Origin of the sequence: Christiangramia lutea (assembly GCF_022489035.1) — a bacterium.
GTDB lineage: Bacteria > Bacteroidota > Bacteroidia > Flavobacteriales > Flavobacteriaceae > Christiangramia > Christiangramia lutea.
In genome coordinates this window covers 1021434-1042004 of sequence record NZ_JAKVTV010000001.1, presented here as the reverse complement: position 1 = coordinate 1042004, position 20571 = coordinate 1021434, and the positions used below count along the sequence as shown (strand labels likewise).

The 20571-nt window shown below is 39.0% G+C and carries 15 protein-coding genes; 10 read left to right on the top strand and 5 right to left on the bottom strand.

What is annotated here, in order from left to right; all coding sequences use genetic code 11:
* The first annotated feature begins 109 nt into the window (after positions 1-109).
* A complete protein-coding gene (locus ML462_RS04715; protein WP_240712596.1) occupies positions 110-1966 on the top strand; it encodes a glutamate-cysteine ligase family protein in 1857 nt (618 codons plus the stop codon).
* Positions 1963-3177, top strand: coding sequence for a succinylglutamate desuccinylase/aspartoacylase family protein (locus ML462_RS04710; protein ID WP_240712595.1), 1215 nt, complete (start codon positions 1963-1965; stop codon positions 3175-3177). The genes ML462_RS04715 and ML462_RS04710 overlap by 4 nt, the downstream gene beginning before the upstream one ends.
* 19 nt (positions 3178-3196) lie before the next feature.
* Here ML462_RS04710 and ML462_RS04705 read toward each other — a convergent pair whose 3' ends face one another.
* The 3 genes from ML462_RS04705 to ML462_RS04695 are packed head-to-tail and all read right to left on the bottom strand — an operon-like array spanning position 3197 to position 7651.
* A complete protein-coding gene (locus ML462_RS04705) occupies positions 3197-5092 on the bottom strand; it encodes a M1 family metallopeptidase (protein WP_240712594.1) in 1896 nt (631 codons plus the stop codon).
* A gap of 1 nt (position 5093) precedes the next feature.
* Entirely contained in the window at positions 5094-6779 is a 1686-nt protein-coding gene (locus ML462_RS04700) for a S8 family peptidase (RefSeq protein WP_240712593.1), read from the bottom strand.
* A gap of 8 nt (positions 6780-6787) precedes the next feature.
* On the bottom strand, positions 6788-7651 hold the full coding sequence (locus ML462_RS04695; protein WP_240712592.1) for an MBL fold metallo-hydrolase: 864 nt from the start codon (positions 7649-7651) through the stop codon (positions 6788-6790).
* Between the two features lie 165 nt (positions 7652-7816).
* Between ML462_RS04695 and ML462_RS04690 the strand changes: the two genes are divergently transcribed.
* Positions 7817-9685, top strand: coding sequence for a cation:proton antiporter (locus ML462_RS04690; RefSeq protein WP_240712591.1), 1869 nt, complete (start codon positions 7817-7819; stop codon positions 9683-9685).
* On the opposite strand, the gene ML462_RS04685 is transcribed toward ML462_RS04690, so the two are convergent.
* Both ML462_RS04685 and lepA read right to left on the bottom strand, forming a co-directional pair.
* Positions 9682-10446, bottom strand: a complete 765-nt coding sequence (locus ML462_RS04685) for a YebC/PmpR family DNA-binding transcriptional regulator (RefSeq protein ID WP_240712590.1) — start codon at positions 10444-10446, stop codon at positions 9682-9684. The two genes, ML462_RS04690 and ML462_RS04685, sit on opposite strands and share 4 nt — an antisense overlap.
* Positions 10447-10708: 262 nt before the next feature.
* Complete coding sequence (gene lepA / locus ML462_RS04680; RefSeq protein ID WP_240712589.1) at positions 10709-12505, bottom strand: translation elongation factor 4; 1797 nt, start codon at positions 12503-12505, stop codon at positions 10709-10711.
* A 237-nt stretch (positions 12506-12742) separates the two neighbouring features.
* Here lepA and ML462_RS04675 point away from each other — a divergent pair, with 237 nt between their 5' ends.
* The 7 genes from ML462_RS04675 (at position 12743) to ML462_RS04645 (ending at position 20370) form a co-directional block, all read left to right on the top strand.
* The gene (locus tag ML462_RS04675; protein WP_240712588.1) at positions 12743-13624 is read left to right on the top strand and encodes an ROK family protein; all 882 of its coding nucleotides are present in this window, start codon (positions 12743-12745) and stop codon (positions 13622-13624) included.
* A gap of 18 nt (positions 13625-13642) precedes the next feature.
* The gene (locus ML462_RS04670) at positions 13643-14929 is read left to right on the top strand and encodes a sugar MFS transporter (protein WP_240712587.1); all 1287 of its coding nucleotides are present in this window, start codon (positions 13643-13645) and stop codon (positions 14927-14929) included.
* Positions 14926-15690, top strand: coding sequence for a creatininase family protein (locus ML462_RS04665; protein ID WP_240712586.1), 765 nt, complete (start codon positions 14926-14928; stop codon positions 15688-15690). Before ML462_RS04670 ends, ML462_RS04665 begins: the two co-directional genes overlap by 4 nt.
* Positions 15691-15728: 38 nt before the next feature.
* Entirely contained in the window at positions 15729-17312 is a 1584-nt protein-coding gene (locus tag ML462_RS04660; RefSeq protein WP_240712585.1) for a beta-N-acetylhexosaminidase, read from the top strand.
* Entirely contained in the window at positions 17305-18126 is an 822-nt protein-coding gene (gene murQ, locus ML462_RS04655; protein ID WP_240712584.1) for an N-acetylmuramic acid 6-phosphate etherase, read from the top strand. The genes ML462_RS04660 and murQ overlap by 8 nt, the downstream gene beginning before the upstream one ends.
* Before the next feature lie 66 nt (positions 18127-18192).
* On the top strand, positions 18193-19248 hold the full coding sequence (locus ML462_RS04650; protein WP_240712583.1) for a carbohydrate-binding family 9-like protein: 1056 nt from the start codon (positions 18193-18195) through the stop codon (positions 19246-19248).
* 6 nt (positions 19249-19254) lie between these two features.
* A complete protein-coding gene (locus tag ML462_RS04645) occupies positions 19255-20370 on the top strand; it encodes a glycoside hydrolase family protein (RefSeq protein ID WP_240712582.1) in 1116 nt (371 codons plus the stop codon).
* The last annotated feature ends 201 nt before the right edge of the window (positions 20371-20571 follow it).

Here is a 20571-nt window from a genome sequence, read left to right as displayed (position 1 = left end):
ATATGCTGTAAAAGTAGCAATTCCTAAACGAATTAAAATAATTCAAATATGATGGTAATCATATTTTTATTTTTTGATATTCAGTTACTTGGAGTCTAAAATAAGGCTTATGGGATTTCTGGAAGTATCGGTCTTAAGCCGAAAAAAAGACAGGGCAAAGTATATTCACCAGTTAATCAAGGATCTTGAGGCTCTGGATCATTTAATTAAGAACGATCTAATTGAAAAGGCTCCCATCAGGATTGGAGCAGAACAGGAGTTTTGCCTGGTTAATCATTCTTTTTTACCGGTGAACACTTCTCTGGGAATTTTAAAGGATCTGGAGGATAATCACTTTACTACTGAAATAGGTAAATATAACCTGGAGCTTAATCTGGATCCCCTGGAACTTGATTCCGATTGTTTTTCCAGACTGCATAAGAATATCAATCTCTATCTGGCTAAAGCCTCGGAAATCGCTGAACAACATGATTCCAGGATCGTACTTAGCGGAATTTTACCAACACTCAGGCACCGGCATATTTCCGAAGAATATATGACGCCAATAAGGAGATATTTTGCCCTGAATGAAGCGATCAAAAAATCACGAAAACAGGATTTCTGGATTCATATTAAAGGGGTAGACGAATTAAACCTTTTGCACGATTCGGTAATGTTGGAGGCTTGCAATACAAGTTTTCAAATGCATCTTCAAATAGATCCAGATGAATTTATTGAAAAATATAACTGGGCCCAGGCGATCGCGGGACCGGTATTAAGCGCTTGTGTAAATTCCCCTATTCTATTCGGAAAGGAATTATGGGCCGAAACCCGTATCGCTCTTTTCAATCAAAGTACCGATACAAGGGCAAATTCTTTCGTTTTGAATGAAAAACAAGCCAGGGTAAGTTTTGGATCTCGTTGGGAAACCAGAGGTATTTCAGATATTTTCAAGGATAATATTTCAAGATATCGAAGCCTGCTCACCTCAGATTTTGAATATGACAGCATGAGCAAGATCTCCGAAGGAATAATCCCAGATCTAAAAGCCTTGAATTTACATAATGGAACGGTTTACCGGTGGAACCGGGTTTGCTATGGTGTAGCAAAGAATATTGCCCATGTTCGAATAGAATGCAGGTATATTCCCGCCGGGCCAAGTGTAGTTGATGAAGTGGCTAACACGGCCTTTTGGGTAGGATTGATGAAGGGACAGCCCGAAGAATTAAAAAATATCCATGAAAAGGAAGATTTCAGGAATGTGAGATCTAATTTTTATAAGGCAGGACGAAACGGGCTGGATTCGATTTTTACCTGGAATAAAGAACAGATAAGCGCAAAAGACCTTCTATTGAAGAAGCTTTTACCCATTTCCCGAAAAGGTCTTGAAAATTGCCATATTTCTGAGAAAGACATCAATTATTACCTGGGAATAATTGAAAAGAGAATACAAACCTGTACCGGAGCTGATTGGACAGTAAAAAGTTACAGGAATCTTCAGAAAAGGAAAAAACCATTGGAAGCTTTACAGGTTTTAACTTCTCATATTTATCAGAATCAAATTCAGGATATTCCGGTTCATGAATGGGAAATTTTGGAACCTGACCTAAGCACCAGTTTTCAAATTCAACGCATCGTTAAGCATAATATGAACACCAATATTTATTCAGTAGATCCAGATGATAGCCTGGAACTGGTGATTAATATGATGCTCTGGAAAAACATTCACCATATGCCGGTAATAGATTCAAATAAGATGATCATTGGTCTTTTGAGCTGGAAGGATGTTGAGGAATTTGCTGGAAATGATAGATCGCAGCATATGTGTGTTAGGGATATTATGAAGCGGGATCTTATTATTACTACTCAGGAACAACCCCTGCAAGATGCTATTGAATTAATGAAGAAACATGAAATAGGCTGTTTGCCTGTAGTTGACAAAAACCGGCTTATAGCTATACTTACTAAGAATGACATTGACTTATGATGCCTGATTTCTATAGAGAAGATATTGGAATCGAAATTGGGAACACTAGATTTCTGAAAGTTCTAACTGGAGAAAACCCTGGACCTGTAATGATCTTTTTTGGAGGTATTCATGGTAATGAACCTGCGGGAATAATAGCCCTGGAGAGAGTTTTAAGCGAGCTGGATCCTGAGAATTTCAATGGAAGTATCTACGCTATTTCTGGGAATCTAAATGCTTTATCTAAAAACAAAAGGTTTCTTGATTATGATCTTAACAGGATGTGGACTTCAGCCCGAATGTCTAAAAGGTCTTTTGAAAGGAAAGTATATGCTGAAGATTTGGAACAACTGGAATTGGATGCTATTCTACACAAGATAATTGATAAGCATAAGACTGCGCTCTATTTTATAGATCTTCATACAACTTCAAGTAAAAGCCTTCCTTTTATAACGATCAATGATAGTATCATTAACAGGAGATTCTCAAAGCTTTTTAAGGTTCCGGTGATCCTGGGAATAGAAGAATTCCTGGAAGGTCCATTGCTTAGTTATATAAATGAACTGGGTTATGTTTCTTTAGGTTTCGAATCTGGCCAGCATACCTCCAAAGAAGCAATTACCAATGCTGAATCTTTTATAAAATTAGCCTTAAATTTTTCCGGAATAGTTGATCATATTGATATTGAGAAGGAATATAAGTTTCTTAAAAAAGCAACCAGGTCAAATGAAAAGATCTACGAGATCATATTTCGTTATAACATCAAAAGAGAGGAGCATTTTAAAATGAAACCCGGCTTTTCGAGCTTTGAAAAAGTTGAAAAAGGTACATTATTAGCCACAAGTGATGAACGAGATATCTATCTTTCAAAAACGGCAACTTTATTCATGCCACTTTACCAGAAAAAGGGTGAGGACGGTTATTATCTTATCCGGAAAATTAAACCTTTCTTTTTGAATTTATCTGCCTTGTTCAGGAATATGAACGCTGATAGTTTTCTTACTTTATTACCGGGAGTAAAATGGCAAAATTCGGCAAAATCTGCCCTTATTATAGACTTGAAAATAGCGAGATTTATGGCAAAGCCCATCTTTCATCTCCTGGGATATCGTAGCAGGGAATTAGGTCCGGATTTTATTAAGGTATCAAGCAGGGACAGGCGCTCTAAGACCCACTTGTATAAAGACCTGGCCTGGTATAAAAAAACCCTCTCGGTTAAGAAAGGGTTTTAGAATTATTATTCGGCAGAAATTAATTTTCTGAAGTATTTTCAGCTTCAGATCCTTCCCATTTGTTATTCGAGCGATCTAAATCTGCCATTAATTGTGAACTGTCAATTTCTATACTGCTAATTTTATTTTTAGCTACAGGTATTTGAAACTCGTATGAAGGTGATCCCCAGGCCCAGTCGTTTTCAACAGACCTTTTTTCTCCTTCTTTTGCAGGTTTTTCCCATCTCATCATTTGAAGAGGAATATAGAAAGTCTCCTCTGAACCGTCTCCATAGCTTACGTGGATATCCAATGGCATAGGCATAAGACCATTCCTTTGCAGTTTCACGTTAGTTACGTCTTCTTCTGAATCACTTTCAACTGAAGTGATCGCGTAATCGATGGTATTTGTAGTTCTGGTCCAGTCCTGAAGATACCAGTCTAATTCTGCACCGGAAACTTTTTCAGCAATCCTGATGAAGTCATTTGGGGTTGGATGCTTGAATTTCCACTCATCATAATATCTATTCAGTGTTTTGGCTAAATTTTCCTCTCCAATCACATATCCTAATTGAGCAAGAAATACTGCGCCTTTCGAGTAAGCTGCTGCACCATAAAGTGCATTCATTGCATATCTATCGGCATGCGTAGTTTGTGGTTGTTCCTTTCCGGAACTGGCAAGATATTGATAGCCTCTATAAGATCCTGTATGAGGATTTTCAGCATTCTTTCCAAGTACTACATTTTCAGCCTCAGAAGAAATGTAGGAAGTAAATCCTTCATCCATCCATTCATGAATGCTTTCATTTGTCGCTAATAGATGCTGGAACCAGGCATGAGCCATTTCGTGAGCAGTTACTCCAACAAGACTTCCGAAAGAACGTTCACCGGTAATAAGCGTTAACATGGCATATTCCATACCACCGTCACCACCTTGAACTACAGAGTACTGATCCCATGGATAAGGCCCGATATGCTCATTGAAATATGCCAAAAGCTCTGCTGTTTTTGGTTGAAGTTTTTCCCAGTTCTCTTTTATTTCATCATTGTCCTTATAAAGGAAATGTAAAACAGTTCCGTCTTCAGCAACTAAAGTATCATGAATGTATTCTGGATCTGCTGCCCAGGTAAAATCATGCACTTTAGGAGCTACAAAATGCCAGGTTAACTTGTCTCCTTTGGTTTTAACCTTGGTACCTTCTTTTTCGTAACCATGCCCAATTTCCTGTGGATTTTGAAGGTATCCTGTACTTCCAACGGTATAATCTTTATCGATGGTGATCTTTACATCAAAATCTCCCCAAACTCCATGAAATTCACGAGCAATGTAAGAATCTGCATGCCATCCCTGGAAATCATATTCAGCTAATTTAGGGTACCACTGGCTCATTGAAAGCGCTACGCCTTCTGAACTGTTTCTACCAGATCTCCTGATCTGTTCTGGAACCTGGCCTTCAAAATTCATATTGAAAGTAGTCTTTTCTCCAGGTAAGATTGGCTGTGCAAGCTCTACTTCGAGAACAGTACCTACTTCCTCATAATCTAATTCCTCTCCATTCTGGGTTAGGGAATTAACTCTTAAATAACCAATTTGATCTTCTGAAAGACCAGTGATCCTGCTAACAATCTCAGGGTTTTCCTTAGTACCCTTGTTCATGGTCATTCTGCTATCTGGATCTGGAACGCTTTCCAATCTTGCGTTCATTTCGCTATCCGGTTGAAAAGCATTGAAGAAAAGGTGGTAAAAAACCCTGTTCAAGGTATCAGGGGAATTGTTGGTGTAAACAAGTTCCTGGGTTCCGGAATATTTAAAATTGTCAACATTCATGTCTACTTCCATAGTGTAGTCTACATGTTGCTGCCAGTATGAGGTATTGTTCTGAGCCTGAATAAGGCCAGTGCTAATTAATAGTATACTAAATAGTATTTTCTTCATTTTAATTGTTTTTTGCGATTTGGTCTGCTAAAATAAGTGCGTTATATAAGTTGGCCATCTTGCCTGAAGTGGACAAGCTTTCAAATTTCTTGGTATTGCTGCGGTCTCCCCCTACTATTACGGTTGCATTTGTAGTTAGGCCGCTATCCATGATCACTTGCTTAACCTGAGCGGCGCTAAGCTGAGGATAATAACCTCTAATGATTGCCGCGATCCCGGCTACAGCTGGTGAAGCCATAGATGTTCCCTGTAAGTATTCGTATTCGTTATTAGGAGTGGTAGACCAGATCTTGGTACCCGGAGCGAACACATCTACGTTAGCTTTCCCGTAATTGGAAAAATCTGCGATCAAACCTGACCCATATTCATAGTTCAAGGCTCCTACCGTTAGAAAATTGTCGGCTATTTCAGTGCTATTTCCAACTTCCTGGTCGTTAGGGAAAACTCTTTTTTCATCCAGATTCAATCCTTCGTTGCCGGCTGCATTTACAATTAAAACATCATTTTCAGCGGCATATTTTATAGCGTCTATTACCCATTCTGGATTCGGAGAAAAGTATTTACCAAAACTTGTATTGATGACTTTAGCCCCATTGTCTACAGCATATCTAATTCCTAAAGCGATATCCTTGTCATATTCATCTCCGTCTGGAACGGCCCTTACCACCAGAATCCTAGCATTATTTGAAACACCTTTTATACCAATTTCATTTGTTCTATCAGCTGCGATAATACCGGCAACGTGGGTTCCGTGTTTTACATTTTCCTTATCTGGTTCAGGTCCTGAAACCTGGTTGTTACCATAATCTGTATCAGTAATATCATAAGGATCGTCACCAACCACCGCGCGGCCATCCAGATCCATATTGAAATGAGAATCCAGCCTGTCCTGGAAATATTCAATACCATCTTTTAATTCCTTTAAGGCAGCAGGAATATTTTCATCTACATTATATTGAATTTGAGTCAGCATAGATTTATACTGAGTCATTTGATCGGTTTGTGGTTGAAAGTCTGAAAGCTGCTCCTTAGTGTAATCTTCGGTGCCTAATTCAGCTGAAACCGCATTATGAGCAGCGGTCAATTGCTGATCTATCTGGCGATATTGCTCAAGGGTTTGCGTAGTTTCAGTATACTCTTTATCATACTCGGCCTTGGCAGCTTTGAAAAGGTTATACTCTTCACGATCTGCTGTGCTTATGCTACTTTCGGTCTTATCTTCGTATTTAGGTTTTAGACGCTTGTAAATACGGGTATATTCCATTTGTTCGGCAACGGCATCACCCAGGAAATTCCAACCATGGATATCATCTATATACCCATTATTATCATCATCTTTTCCATTACCGGGAATTTCATCGGCATTGGTCCATAAAACTCCTTGAAGATCTTCGTGTTCAATGTCTACTCCACTATCCACTACTCCAACGATTACTGGAGATGGCTTCGTTTTTTTTATGATTTCAGCATAAGCCTTATTTACGCTCATACCTGGGATGGTATCTGTAAGTAGATCTGAATTTGTCCAGTCCTTTAGTTGAGAATCAGAAAGATCCTTAACCTTTAAGGGAATTGAATCTATGTTCTTAACCGGAGTTGAAACAATCTTTGGTGCGGTACTGCTACATCCGGTAATTATACCTGCCGCAAACAGGGATAGAATTGTTTTAAAATAGGGTATTCTCATGATTGCTTTTAATTAAAAATGTCGTTAAAAGTGTGAACTTCATCCAGTCTTACACCTTTTTCGGTATGTTTTAGTGTTATAATTTCGTTATGGGCGTCGTGTTCCATAAATAGATAATAATTCTCATCTGCAGCTGTTTCCAGAAACTTCTTCTTTTCCGGAAGTGTATGAAGCGGTCTTGTATCATATCCCATAACATAGGGTAAGGGAATGTGTCCTGCTGTAGGAAGAAGGTCGGCCATAAAGACCAGTTTTTTGCCTTTATAATCTATATGAGGTATCATTTGCTTATCTGTATGTCCATCTACAAATAATACGCCAAAGCCCAGATCGTCATAATTTGAAAAAGTTTGATCCTCTTCCCTGTCAATAAAATGCAACTTTCCGCTCTGCTGCATTGGGATTATGTTTTCCTTCAGAAATGAAGCTTTCTCACGATCGTTTGGTTGAGTAGCCCATTTCCAATGATCTTCATTACTCCAGAACCTGGCATTTTTGAACGCCGGTTCGTAGCCTGTCCTGTCTTTATTCCATTGGATACTTCCGCCGCAATGGTCAAAATGAAGGTGGGTCATGAAAATATCGGTAATGTCATCTCTATGAAAACCGTATTTTTTTAGTGATTTATCAATGCTATGATCACCCCACTGGTAATAATAACTAAAGAACTTGTCACTTTGTTTATCTCCCAGCCCTGTATCTATTAACATGAGCCTGTCGCCATCTTCAATAAGCAAACAACGCGCTGCGATGTCTATCATATTGTTATCGTCGGCTGGATTTGTTCTGTTCCAGAGGCTTTTAGGAACAACTCCGAACATCGCGCCACCATCCAGTTTGAAATTTCCTGCTTCGATGGGGTATAAAGTCATCGTTAAATTTTTTAAAAATTCACCGCAAAATAGAAAAAGTTAAAGCCTTATGGAATATTTTTCACTTCATTTAACAGCATGGAGTTATAGAAAGCCTTTATGCTTTAGACTCGCAGAGTAAAACATTTTAATTATTTTTAGCTTTTATAAATAAAGATTCAACCTATGATAGAATTAGCAGGGATAGTGATTTTGGGTATTTTGGCTCAATGGTTAGCGTGGAGATTTAAGATACCGGCTATTCTTCCGCTTATTATAATTGGTCTGGCTGTAGGGCCATTATCTACTTATTATACTGGAGATGGTTCTAAGCTCATTGAACCTATCTGGGACGGGAGTTCTGGATTATTTCCAGGGGATAGCCTCTTTTATTTTGTTTCGCTTGCCATAGGGATCATCTTATTTGAAGGTGGACTTACCCTTCGGAAAGGGGAAATTCTCAATGTAGGTCCGGTTATTCTGAAATTAATAACAATAGCCGTTATTGTCACCTTTTTTGGTGCCGGGATCGCGGCTCATTTTATATTCGATCTAAGCTGGCAAATCAGTTTTCTTTTTGCTGCACTTATCATTGTAACAGGTCCTACCGTTATTACTCCAATCCTCCGGAATATACCGTTAAAAAAAGATATTTCAGCAATTTTGAAATGGGAAGGAATTCTGATAGATCCCATCGGTGCACTTGTAGCGGTCTTGATGTTCGAGTTTATTAGTGCAGGAACAGGTACTGAATTTACTGAAACCGCCTTGCTGGAATTCGGTAAGATAGTCCTTTTTGGGTTTACCTTTGGTTTTACCTTTGCGCATGCTCTAGCCTTTGCAATAAAAAAGAATGTGATTCCACATTATTTGTTGAACGTACTCACCCTGGCCACGGTGCTAGGAGTTTTCGTCCTGGCAGACCTGTTTGCCCATGAAAGTGGACTTTTAGCCGTAGTGGTAATGGGGATGGTAATGGGTAATATCAACCTTCCTAACTTAAAGGAGTTGTTGTATTTCAAGGAATCTTTAAGTGTACTTCTTATTTCGATACTTTTCATATTACTGGCAGCAAACATCAATATGGAAGACCTGTTGCTGGTATACGATATCAAGGCATTGATACTTTTTGCTACCGTAGTGCTTGTAATTAGGCCTCTTGGTGTATTTGTGAGTAGTATAGGTTCTTCTCTGAAGATAAATGAAAAGCTGTTTATTAGTTGGGTTGGTCCAAGAGGTATTGTAGCGGCAGGTATCGCTTCCCTGTTTGGTCTTGAATTGGCCAGCCAGGGTGTAGAGGGTGCTGAATATATTACACCTCTTGTATTTATGATCGTTCTTGGGACCGTGCTTCTTAATGCCACTACAGCAAGGCTTTTTGCCCAACTTGTAGGAGTGTTTTTAAAGAATTCACAGGGTATTTTGATCATCGGAGCCTCGACCATTTCCAGGCTTATCGCTTCATATTTGAAGAAGAATAACCGGCACGTTGTGCTTGTAGATAGCAACGGATCGAACATTAGGAAAGCCAGGGAACTGGGGCTGGATGCCATTCAGGAGAATGTGTATTCAGATGATCTAATAAATAATATTGAACTTAGTGATGTTGGTTATCTTATGGCTTTAACCGGAAATACTGAGGTGAATACCAATGCCATTGAAAAGTTCAGAAAACATTTTGGTGAAAATGGTTCTTTTAGGGTGGTATCTTCAGATGAAATGTATGATCCTGAGAATAATCCTAAAGAAGGCTTGTTCTCCCAGACAGATGATTATATAAAACTTACCAATCTTGCCAGAAAGTACCCTTCAATTCATGAAGTAGAGCTTAATTCTAAAGAGCATTACGAAGGTTTAATCGAAATAAGCAAAACCGATTCCGATATCATTCCTTTATTCGTTAAAAACAATGAGGGAGAGTTAAGTATAATTCCTTCAAACAGTATGGAAGTGGAGATCGAAGAAGGTTTTTTGCTGGTTTACCTTGGTAAACAAATGGATAGCGGAGAAAGCGACGAAAAGGAAAATATCGAAGAAAATATAGAGCAGGATTAGGCCTGCTCTTCTTCCATTTCCTCAATTAGTTCGTCTGTAATTTCCAGGTTATGATAAACGTTCTGAACGTCATCGTCATCCTCGAATTTTTCAATCAGGTTTAGAATCTTTTTCGCGTCTTCTACAGGCAATTCCAATGTGTTTAACGGGATTCTTTGAACTTCAGAATTCTTTGGCTCTATCTTGAGCTCTTCTAGTTTGGACGACATCAAACCGAAATCTGTAAAATCTGTAAAAACGGTAAGAAATTCATCATCCTTTTCAAATTTTGATGCTCCTCCTTCAATAAGTTCCAATTCGAATTCTTCCAGATCCAATTCGATCTTTTCCCTCTCAATTACGAAAACCCCTTTTTTATCAAACAGGAATTCCAGGGATCCGTTGGTACCGAGACTACCTCCATTTTTTGAGAATATCGATCTTACGGAAGCTACGGTTCTATTGGTATTATCGGTGGTACATTCAACAAAAATGGCAATTCCATTGGGCCCATAACCTTCAAAAGTTACTGTTTCATAACTATCAGCATCTGCCCCACTGGCTTTCTTTACAGCACGTTCAATAGTATCCTTGGGCATATTCACACCCTTGGCATTCTGAATCGCGTTTCTAAGAGATGGATTAGCTTCAGGGTCGGGTCCTCCACCCTCTTTAACGGCCACGGTGATCTCTTTGATCGCCCTGGTGAACTGTTTCGCTCGTTTTTTATCTTGTGCTCCTTTTCTGTGCTTTATATTCGCCCATTTACTATGTCCGGCCATAATTTAGTCTGTAGTCTTTATTTTGAGTCGATAGATTTTCTATCGATTAACTCAATATCACAAAAATAAAAAAATGTTGCGGAATTAGGTTGAATAAGAAGACCTCGCAGGTTTCTGAAACCTGTGAGGTCTATTTAGTTTTTGCGTTAGGGATAGCAGTGGCAGCTTTTTGGCAGCGATAGCGTCCAAAAACTAGAACGGATAGCCCGCCGCCGACCATGGGTGGCGGAACGCCCAGATTAAGGCTATAAAAATTCTATGATTAATCGTTCAGTTTAAGAACAGCCATAAACGCTTCCTGTGGGATCTCTACATTCCCAACCTGACGCATACGTTTCTTACCTTTTTTCTGCTTTTCCAGAAGCTTTCTTTTACGGGAGATATCTCCACCGTAACATTTAGCAGTAACGTCTTTCCGAAGGGCTTTTACAGTCTCACGGGCGATGATCTTCGCACCAATGGCAGCCTGGATTGGAATATCGAATTGTTGTCTCGGTATGAGTTCCTTGAGCTTTTCACACATTTTCTTACCAATATCATAGGCATTATCCACGTGTAACAAAGCAGAGAGTGCATCCACTTTATTCGCATTTAAGAGAACATCTACTTTTACCAGTTTAGACTCACGCATTCCAATTGGAGCGTAATCGAAAGAAGCATAACCTCTTGAAACTGTTTTCAACCTGTCGTAGAAATCAAAAACGATCTCAGCCAACGGCATATCGAAGGTTAATTCCACTCTTTCCGGCGTTAAATAAGTCTGATTAGTGATCTCCCCTCTTTTTTCGATACAAAGGGACATAACCGGACCAACAAAATCTGATTTTGTAATGATACTTGCCTTTATATAAGGTTCTTCTACTCTGTTGAGCGTAGAAGGTTCAGGAAGGTCTGATGGGTTATTGACCAGGATAATATCATCTGGATTCTTATTGGTATATGCATAATAAGATACGTTAGGAACCGTAGTAATTACGGTCATATCGAACTCACGTTCCAGCCTTTCCTGAATGATTTCCAAATGAAGCATTCCAAGGAAACCACAACGGAAACCGAATCCCAGGGCGGCAGAACTCTCTGGCGTGAACACCAGTGAAGCATCGTTCAACTGAAGTTTCTCCATGGAAGCTCTCAGTTCCTCATAATCTTCAGTATCTACAGGGTAAATTCCGGCGAAAACCATTGGTTTTACGTCCTCAAAACCTGCCACGGCTTCTGTAGTAGGATTCACCGCGCTGGTAATGGTATCACCCACTTTAACTTCGCGGGCATCCTTGATCCCGGTAATTAGGTATCCCACATCACCGGTCTTTATTTCTTTTCTCGGAAATTGCTTTAAGCGCAGCGTTCCAACCTCATCTGCATCATAGGTCTTGTCTGTTGCTACGAACTTAATTTTCTCACCTTTTTTAATGGAACCGTTTATAACCCGGAAGTAAGTCTCAACCCCACGAAAAGGATTATAAACCGAATCAAAGATCAAAGCTCTTAAGGGTGCATCTACCTTTCCACTAGGTGCTGGTATTCTCTGAATGATGGCATCAAGAATTTCCTTGATTCCAAGTCCGGTTTTAGCACTGGCCGGGATCACTTCAGAAGGATCACAACCTAGCAGGTCTACGATATCGTCTGTAACTTCTTCAGGATTTGCACTTGGAAGATCTACTTTATTAAGTACCGGAATAATTTCCAGGTCGTTTTCCAGAGCCAGGTACAAATTTGAAATAGTTTGCGCCTGAATGCTTTGTGCGGCATCTACTACAAGTAATGCTCCTTCACAAGCAGCTATAGAACGGGAAACTTCGTAGGAAAAATCTACGTGACCGGGAGTATCAATAAGGTTTAAAACATATTCTTCACCTTCATGCAGGTAATCCATTTGGATGGCGTGAGATTTAATAGTGATCCCACGTTCGCGCTCCAGATCCATACTGTCCAGCAACTGCTCCTGTTTCTCCCTTTCGGTCACAGCGCCTGTATAGTCCAGTAAGCGATCGGCTAAAGTACTTTTTCCGTGATCAATATGTGCGATTATGCAAAAATTCCGAATGTTCTTCATCTCCAAATTTCACAGCTATTTTAATAGCAATAAATAACTCAATTAAGTTTGCAAATATAGTTTATTTGTATGTCTTCAGAGAATAATTCTAAATTGTTCCATATTCTATAAAAGTCAACAACTTTTATAAAAAAATTATATAAGTACTTGTTTAAATTAAAAAAATATACATACTTTGTTAAAACTCTTTTGTTATTTTAATAAAGCTACCCAAATCATTATTATAAACAACAGCTAATGGATAATAAAATTTTAGGAGTAGATATTGGTGCTACCAAAATTCATCTTGGTGTTGTTGAAGGTAATAAGGTGATACAGGAGGTTCAATTTCCAACCCTCCCTGATGCTTCCAAAGAAGATATAATACATAACCTCATTAATGGTATCGAATCACTTGGAGATCATGACCTACAAGGTATTGGAATAGGGGTTCCTGGCCTGGTTGATGAGAAAAAAGGAATCGTCTTTGATCTTTTGAATATATCTTCCTGGAAAAGAGTGGAGCTTAAAAAACATCTTGAAGATCATTTTAAAATTCAGGTGATGATCACCAATGATGCTAATGTTTTTGCTCTCGGAGAGAAGATCTTTGGAAAAGGTAAAGATTACAGGAGTATGGTAGGGATCACCATGGGAACTGGTTTTGGCACAGGTATTATAGCGAATAATAAGCTTTATTCCGGTAATCTTTCCGGTGCCGGAGAACTGGGCAGTATTCCTTATTTAGATAAGACAATAGAAGATTACTGTAGTGGAAAGTTTTTCCGGGAGCAATATAATTTGAGCGGAACCACCGTTTTCAAAAATGCTGAAAAAGGTGATCCTGAAGCTCTAAAGATTCTGGATGAATTTGGAGTACATCTGGCCAACGCTATAAAAACCATACTTTATATCCTTTCTCCAGAAGCAATTTTTCTGGGAGGTTCGGTAAGCAGATCATTTAAATATTTTGAAGCGAGTTTATATAACTCATTGGAAAGCTTTCCTTTCAAAAAGATTCTGGAAATGCTGGTAATTCAAACCGCATACACTAATAATATTTCGATCTTAGGTGCTGCGGCACTTATTATTTCAGAAGCCGAGAATAAAAAAGACTCAAACAAATCTTTATCATCTTAAATATCACTTCAAATCAATATGGCAAACTCAGTTGCAGAAGAAAAAGCTAATCGGGTAGAAGGAAGTACAACCCGGTCCATAATTATCATAGGAGCTTTATTTTTCATTTTCGGGTTCGTTACCTGGCTAAATTCCCTATTAATACCCTACCTGGAAATTGCGTGTGAACTAACCAAATTCCAGTCTTTTTTCGTCACTTTCGCATTTTATATAGCTTATGTGGTGATGGCACCGGTTTCAACCAAAACCCTGAATTGGTTAGGCTTTAAGAAAGGAATGTCTGTCGCATTGGTGATCATGGCTTTTGGAGCCTTGTTATTTATTCCTGCTGCTATTACCAGAACCTACCTGCTTTTTCTTTCAGGCTTGTTTATAATGGGTAGCGGACTCGCAATTCTGCAAACTGCATCAAATCCATACGTGACCATAGTTGGCCCGGCAGAAAGTGCTGCTAAGCGTATAAGTATCATGGGAATCTGTAATAAACTTGCCGGGGCTATTGCTCCAATATTGATCGGATTTTTCCTTCAACTTGAAAAGGCAGATGAACTGCAATCGGATATAGCCAACCTCACTTCCGCCGAAAGGATCAACGAATTAAATGAAATGGCTTTAAGAGTGATCCCACCATACATAGGGATAATCGCCGTTCTCTTGATACTGGCTTTTTGGGTTTTTAAATCCAGCCTTCCAGAAGTAGATACCGATGAGGAAGATGAAACTCTTTCAACAACCAACGCGGGTAAAACCAGTGTTTTCGATTTTCCACATGTTATCCTGGGTGTTATAACGCTTTTCCTTTACGTAGGAGTAGAGGTGATCGCCGCAGATAGTATTATAAGTTATGGTGCCTCACAGGGAATCGCCCTTACTACAGCTAAGTATTTTGCTACCGGAACCATGGTTTCGATGGTGATTGGTTATATCATAGGGATAATTACCATTCCAAAGGTAATAAGTCAGGAAAATGCTTTAAGAGTTTCCGCGGTACTGGGAATTGTATTCTCCATTCTGGCGATTTTTACAGAAGGCTATGTATCTCTAGCATTTATCGCATTATTAGGATTGGCGAATTCATTAATGTGGCCTGCGATCTGGCCCATGGCCCTGGCCGATGTAGGTAGATTTACGAAAGCTGCTTCCTCACTACTGGTGATGGGTATAGCCGGGGGAGCAATAATACCGCTGGCATATGGAGCTTTGGCAGAAACCTGGAATCCGCAGGATGCTTACTGGGTGATGATACCATGCTACCTGTTCATCCTATATTTTGCCGTATTGGGATATAAAATTAGAAGATCATGAGACCTTATATTCTAGCTGAAAATAACTGGAGAATTATTAAGGATGAAGAAATTGAAGTTGCTGTCCTCACCTGGGGTGCTACTGAAGCGCATAATTATCATTTACCCTACGGAACAGATAATTACCAGGTAGAGGCGGTTGCTGCCGAAGCTGCGAAGTTGGCTTTCGAAAATGGAGCTAAGGTTAAACTGCTTCCAAATATCCCCTTTGGAGTGAATACGGGGCAGGCCGATATAACTCTTGATATTAACCTGCTTCCAAGTACCCAACGGGCAATACTTTATGATATTATTGAAGTTCTCGACCGGCAAAATATTCACAAATTTATCTTGTTAAACGGTCACGGAGGCAATAATTTCAAACCTATACTGAGAGAATTGGGATATAAGTTTCCAAAAATGTTTCTGGTTACTTCAGATTTTTTCAAGTTTTCAGAAAAGACTGAATTTTTTGAAGAGGAGGGTGATCATGCAGATGAAATGGAGAGCAGTCTTATGCTGCATCTGAGACCAGATTTGGTTTCAGATCTTGAAAAAGCTGGAGATGGCAAGGAGAATAAATCTAAAATTACCGGAATCAGGGAAGGATGGGCCTGGGCCGAAAGACAATGGTCTATGGTAACTAAAGACACCGGAATTGGAAATCCCAGGAAAGCGACCTCAGAAAAAGGTGAAGGATTTTTTAATTTGGTTTCGAGAAAATTGGCAGAACTTATAATTGAAGTTTCTGAAATTAATATTGATGAACGCTACGAACAATAACGCGCCTGTTCGCTAACTGGCCAGATAAATTCCAAAATATGATTTCAAATTTTACCAAATATCTCATTTGTCTAGGAATTGCTTTAAGCCTGAACCTATCAGGTTTTGGAATGCAAAATTCCGAAGAAACTCCTTCGATCATTCCTATGCCTCAAACTTTGAATTGGGAATCGGGAAGTTATAGTATCCCAAACAAAAATATCATTTGTTTTAATGAAACTGCCGCTAGTTCAACTAAATGGATCCAGAAACTACTTCAGGCTGCAGGTACAAAGACAGAATTAAAAGAGGGTGATAATTGTGGTAACTGGAATCTTCAGGTAGATGCGGGATTAAAGACAGACCTCGGTGAGGAGGGATATCAGTTAGTGATCAATTCTTCTGGAATTAGCATAAAAAGTGCAACCGAGGCCGGTATGTTCTACGGGATTCAAACCTTGAGACAAATGTTCCCGCCAGAAATAGAAAGCGGTAAATCTTATTCTTCAATCAAACTAAAATTTGTAGAAATTACTGATAATCCTGCTTATTCCTGGAGGGGAAGTATGCTGGATGTGGCCCGTAGTTTTCTATCAAAGGAATATATAAAGAAGCATATAGACAGGATGGCTTTTTATAAAATGAACCGTTTACATCTCCATTTAAGCGATGATCAGGGCTGGAGAATAGAGATCAAAAAATATCCAGAACTTACCGAAACAGGAGGGAAGAGTGCAGTTAAAAATGGAAGATCGGGATTTTTGACCCAAAAGGAATATATCGAGCTTCAGGAATATGCTGCCAGGAGAAATATCGTGATCATCCCGGAAATTGATATGCCTGGCCACGTTTATGCCGCTCTTGCTTCTTATCCGGAATTGAACTGTGATAACAATAAAAATATTGAGCCTAAAAGGGCAACTCCTCCCGAATTATATGATGGTTATAATGTTGGCTGGACCAGGTTATGCCTGGAAGATGATAAAACTTATGAATTCGTTGAAAATATTATAAAGGAGTTATCTGAAATCACTACCGGAAAATGGATTCATATTGGTGGTGATGAGATCGAGGATCCTTTATATGAGGAATTCATTCAAAAAGCAGATGCAATAGTTAGAAAATATGAAAAATCTGCCATTGGCTGGGAAGAAAGTGCTAAAGCTGAATTAAGTGATAGTTTTATAGTACAAAGATGGAACGGTGAGACAGAAATAGCCAAAGACCAGAAAATAATAGATTCCTTCTGTAAATTCTTTTACCTGGATCACGGAAACGTTCAAGACCAGGAAAACACTTATAAATGGTGTAATAAAGAAGGGGTGAGCCTGGAAAAGGTTTATAGTTACAATACAAACGATAAACGGGTTATTGGTGTGGAAGCTCCTGTTTGGAGTGAGCTGGTGATAAGTGATGACCGGGCAGACGACAGGTTATGGCCCAGAAGCATTGCCATGGCTGAAGTAGCCTGGACAAATGCTGAAAAGAGAAATTTCCAGGATTTTACGGAAAGGCTGGCTGAACACGGGCTTAGAATGGATGAACTTGGAATAAACTATTTCAAAAGCCCGGAAGTGAAATGGAGAAACACAGGAGAAAAAGGAGTTTTCTCTGAAAAACTTTCAAATGAAGAAGATGAATAAAAAGAATCCGGATACAGAGAAAGTATCGAATTACGATCATCTGGAAAAGATGAACACGCTTGAATTATTGTCGAATATTAATAAAGAAGATCAATCTATAGCTGGCAATGTTAAAAAACAGATCACATATATAGAAAAACTGGTAGATATCATCGTTCCTAAAATTAAAAAGGGAGGAAGATTGTTTTACATAGGCGCAGGAACCAGTGGAAGATTGGGAGTCCTGGATGCTTCCGAGTGTCCGCCAACATTTGGGGTGAGTCCGGGAATTGTGATAGGATTAATCGCTGGAGGGGATACTGCTTTAAGAAATGCTGTAGAAAATGCAGAGGATGATACCAACCAGGCCTGGAAAGATCTTCAGGAACATGATATTTCAGAAAACGATGTGGTAATTGGCATCGCTGCTTCAGGAACTACGCCTTATGTAATTGGTGGGATCAAGGACTGCAGAAAACAGGGAATTGTTACCGGCTGTATTACCTGTAGTTCTGGAAGCCCGCTGGCAGAAGCTTCAGAATATCCTATCGAAGTGGTAACAGGTCCGGAATTCGTTACTGGAAGTACACGGATGAAAGCAGGAACTGCCCAAAAAATGGTGCTTAATATGATCTCTACATCCGTAATGATCAAACTGGGAAGAGTAAAAGGAAATAAGATGGTAGATATGCAGCTTTCCAATGTTAAGCTGGTAGGCCGTGGAACCCGTATGATCATGGAGGAACTTGGAATTGAAGAAGAGGAGGCTGGAAAACTATTAATGAAACACGGAAGTGTTCGTAACGTGCTTAAGAATTATAAGCAGGATGAATAACTGATCTTTTGGCCGCTTTCGGCCGAAATGACAAATTTTATTCATTCAGCCATTTATATGTAAACAATGAATAAACTTTTACTCCTATTAGTTGTGTTATTTCTTGGAGGTTCTTTACTCTATTCCCAGAAAACTCCGCGTAGCTATATAGCATATCGAACTATAGATTCCATTGAAGTTGATGGTCTTGCCAACGAAGCTTCCTGGGCCAAGGTAGATTATAGTTCAGATTTCATAGATATTGAAGGTGAGAAAACTCCAAAATATAGAACCAATGTCAAAATGTTATGGGACGACACCTACCTGTACTTTTATGCAAAGATGGAGGAGCCCCATATTTGGGCTACTTTAAAACAAAGAGATACCGTTATTTTTTACAATAACGACTTCGAGATTTTTATAGATCCAGACGGTGATTCCCATAATTACATGGAATTTGAAATGAATGCCCTGAACACGGTTTGGGATCTTTTCATTGTTAAACCCTACCGTGAGCCTTCTCCAATTATCGACAATTGGACCATCAATGGATTGAGAACTGCTGTAAACATTAATGGTACTTTGAATGATCCTTCAGATGAAGATAATTTCTGGAGTGTTGAGGTTGCTATTCCATGGGAAGTTCTTGAAGAGGCAAATGTTTTTGGAGATGGCCATATTAACAATTTCTGGCGTGTCAATTTTTCGAGGGTTAACTGGGATTTTGATCTGGATGGAAATACCTATTCGCGAAAGACCGATGAAAATGGAGATTTTCTACCGGAATATAACTGGGTTTGGTCACCCCAGGGAGTTATTAATATGCATGAACCAGAGCATTGGGGTTATGTATACTTTTCCTCTAAGAATGCCGGTGAAACAGATGGATTTAAAATTCCGCTGGATGAGCAGATAAAATGGGCACTTTTTAAACTTTATAGAGCTCAGAAAGCTTATAAGCGTAAAAATGGCAAATGGGCAGAAGAGATAGGGGAAGTTTTAAAGACGCCTATGAAGATTAACGATCAGGTCTTGGATACAGAACTCGAAAACCATTCCACAGGTTGGAATATTTTAGCAAAAAGTCCTTTTACAGGGGAAACCTATATAATCAAAGAAGACGGTCATTTAACTAAACTCTAATTACTTATGAAACAAATCTCCAGGCTTTTCATTTTAATGTTAGCGATCTCTATATTTTCCTGCGCCGAAAGATCAGCTGATTCCGAAGAAAATAAAGATTCAACAGCAGAAGTATCAGAAAAGAAGAAGGAAGGCTTCAAAATCTGGGTATGGACAGGCGCTAATAATAAGAGAACAGATTCATCGTATACTGCAGAATATAAAAAGTATGCTGAGAATGGCATAGACGCGGTATTGATCAATACAAATACAGATCCAGAACTTCTTTCCAGGGTTACTCCTTTGGCAAAAAACGAAGGTTTAGAAGTGCATGCCTGGATCATGGCCATGAATAGACCTGGAGACAGCGTAGCTTTGGAGCATCCAGACTGGTATGCCGTAAGCCGTGACGGTAAATCTACTCATGATACAAGACCTTATGTAGATTACTATCAGTGGATGTGCCCTACAAGGAAGGAATCCCGTGAACACGTACTTGGTTTGGTAGAAGGTCTTTCCAAGGTGGAGGATGTGGCCAGTGTTCATCTCGATTATATAAGGCTACCGGACATTTTTCTACCAATTGGGCTTTTACCAAAGTATGATCTACAGCAGGAGGAAGAACTTCCTGAATTTGATTTCTGCTATTGCGATGTTTGTATTTCAGAATTTGAAAAAGAGCATGGCAAAAACCCGAGAGATTTTGAAAATCCGGCACTGGATATGGAATGGAAACAATTCAGGTTGAATAAGATCAAATCGGTTGTAGACGAGGCTTATTCCGTAGTGCACGAAAATGGTAAAAATTTAACTGCGGCAGTTTTTCCTTATCCTGAAATGGCTGATCATATGGTAAGGCAGCGCTGGGATAAGTGGAAGATCGATGCCGTTCTCCCAATGATCTATCATAACTTCTATAATGAGGATATTGATTGGATTGGCTATGCTACTAAACAGGGAGTAGAAGATCTGAAAGGAAGGAATACAGAATTACATTCCGGTGTTTTTATTCCAAGTATGACAGCTGACGACCTACAGAATGCTATAGATGAAGCTAAAAATAACGGTGCTTTAGGGATCTCGTTATTTGATGGAGGTGCGCTTAAAAAGGAACATCTCGATGTGCTTAAAGCCTTGAAATAGATCAACAATCTGAACTTTTTACTATCCAATTTAAATGTTAAATTATTTAAGACTAAAACTTAAATAATCATTCAATTCTTTAAACAGATAAAATTATAAATTAATATAATTTTATCTATCCAATATTAGTTCTATAAAAAAATTGAAAAAGTAGTCTTATTTTAATGGAAATTTTTAAATTTACTGATGAAAATTATATTT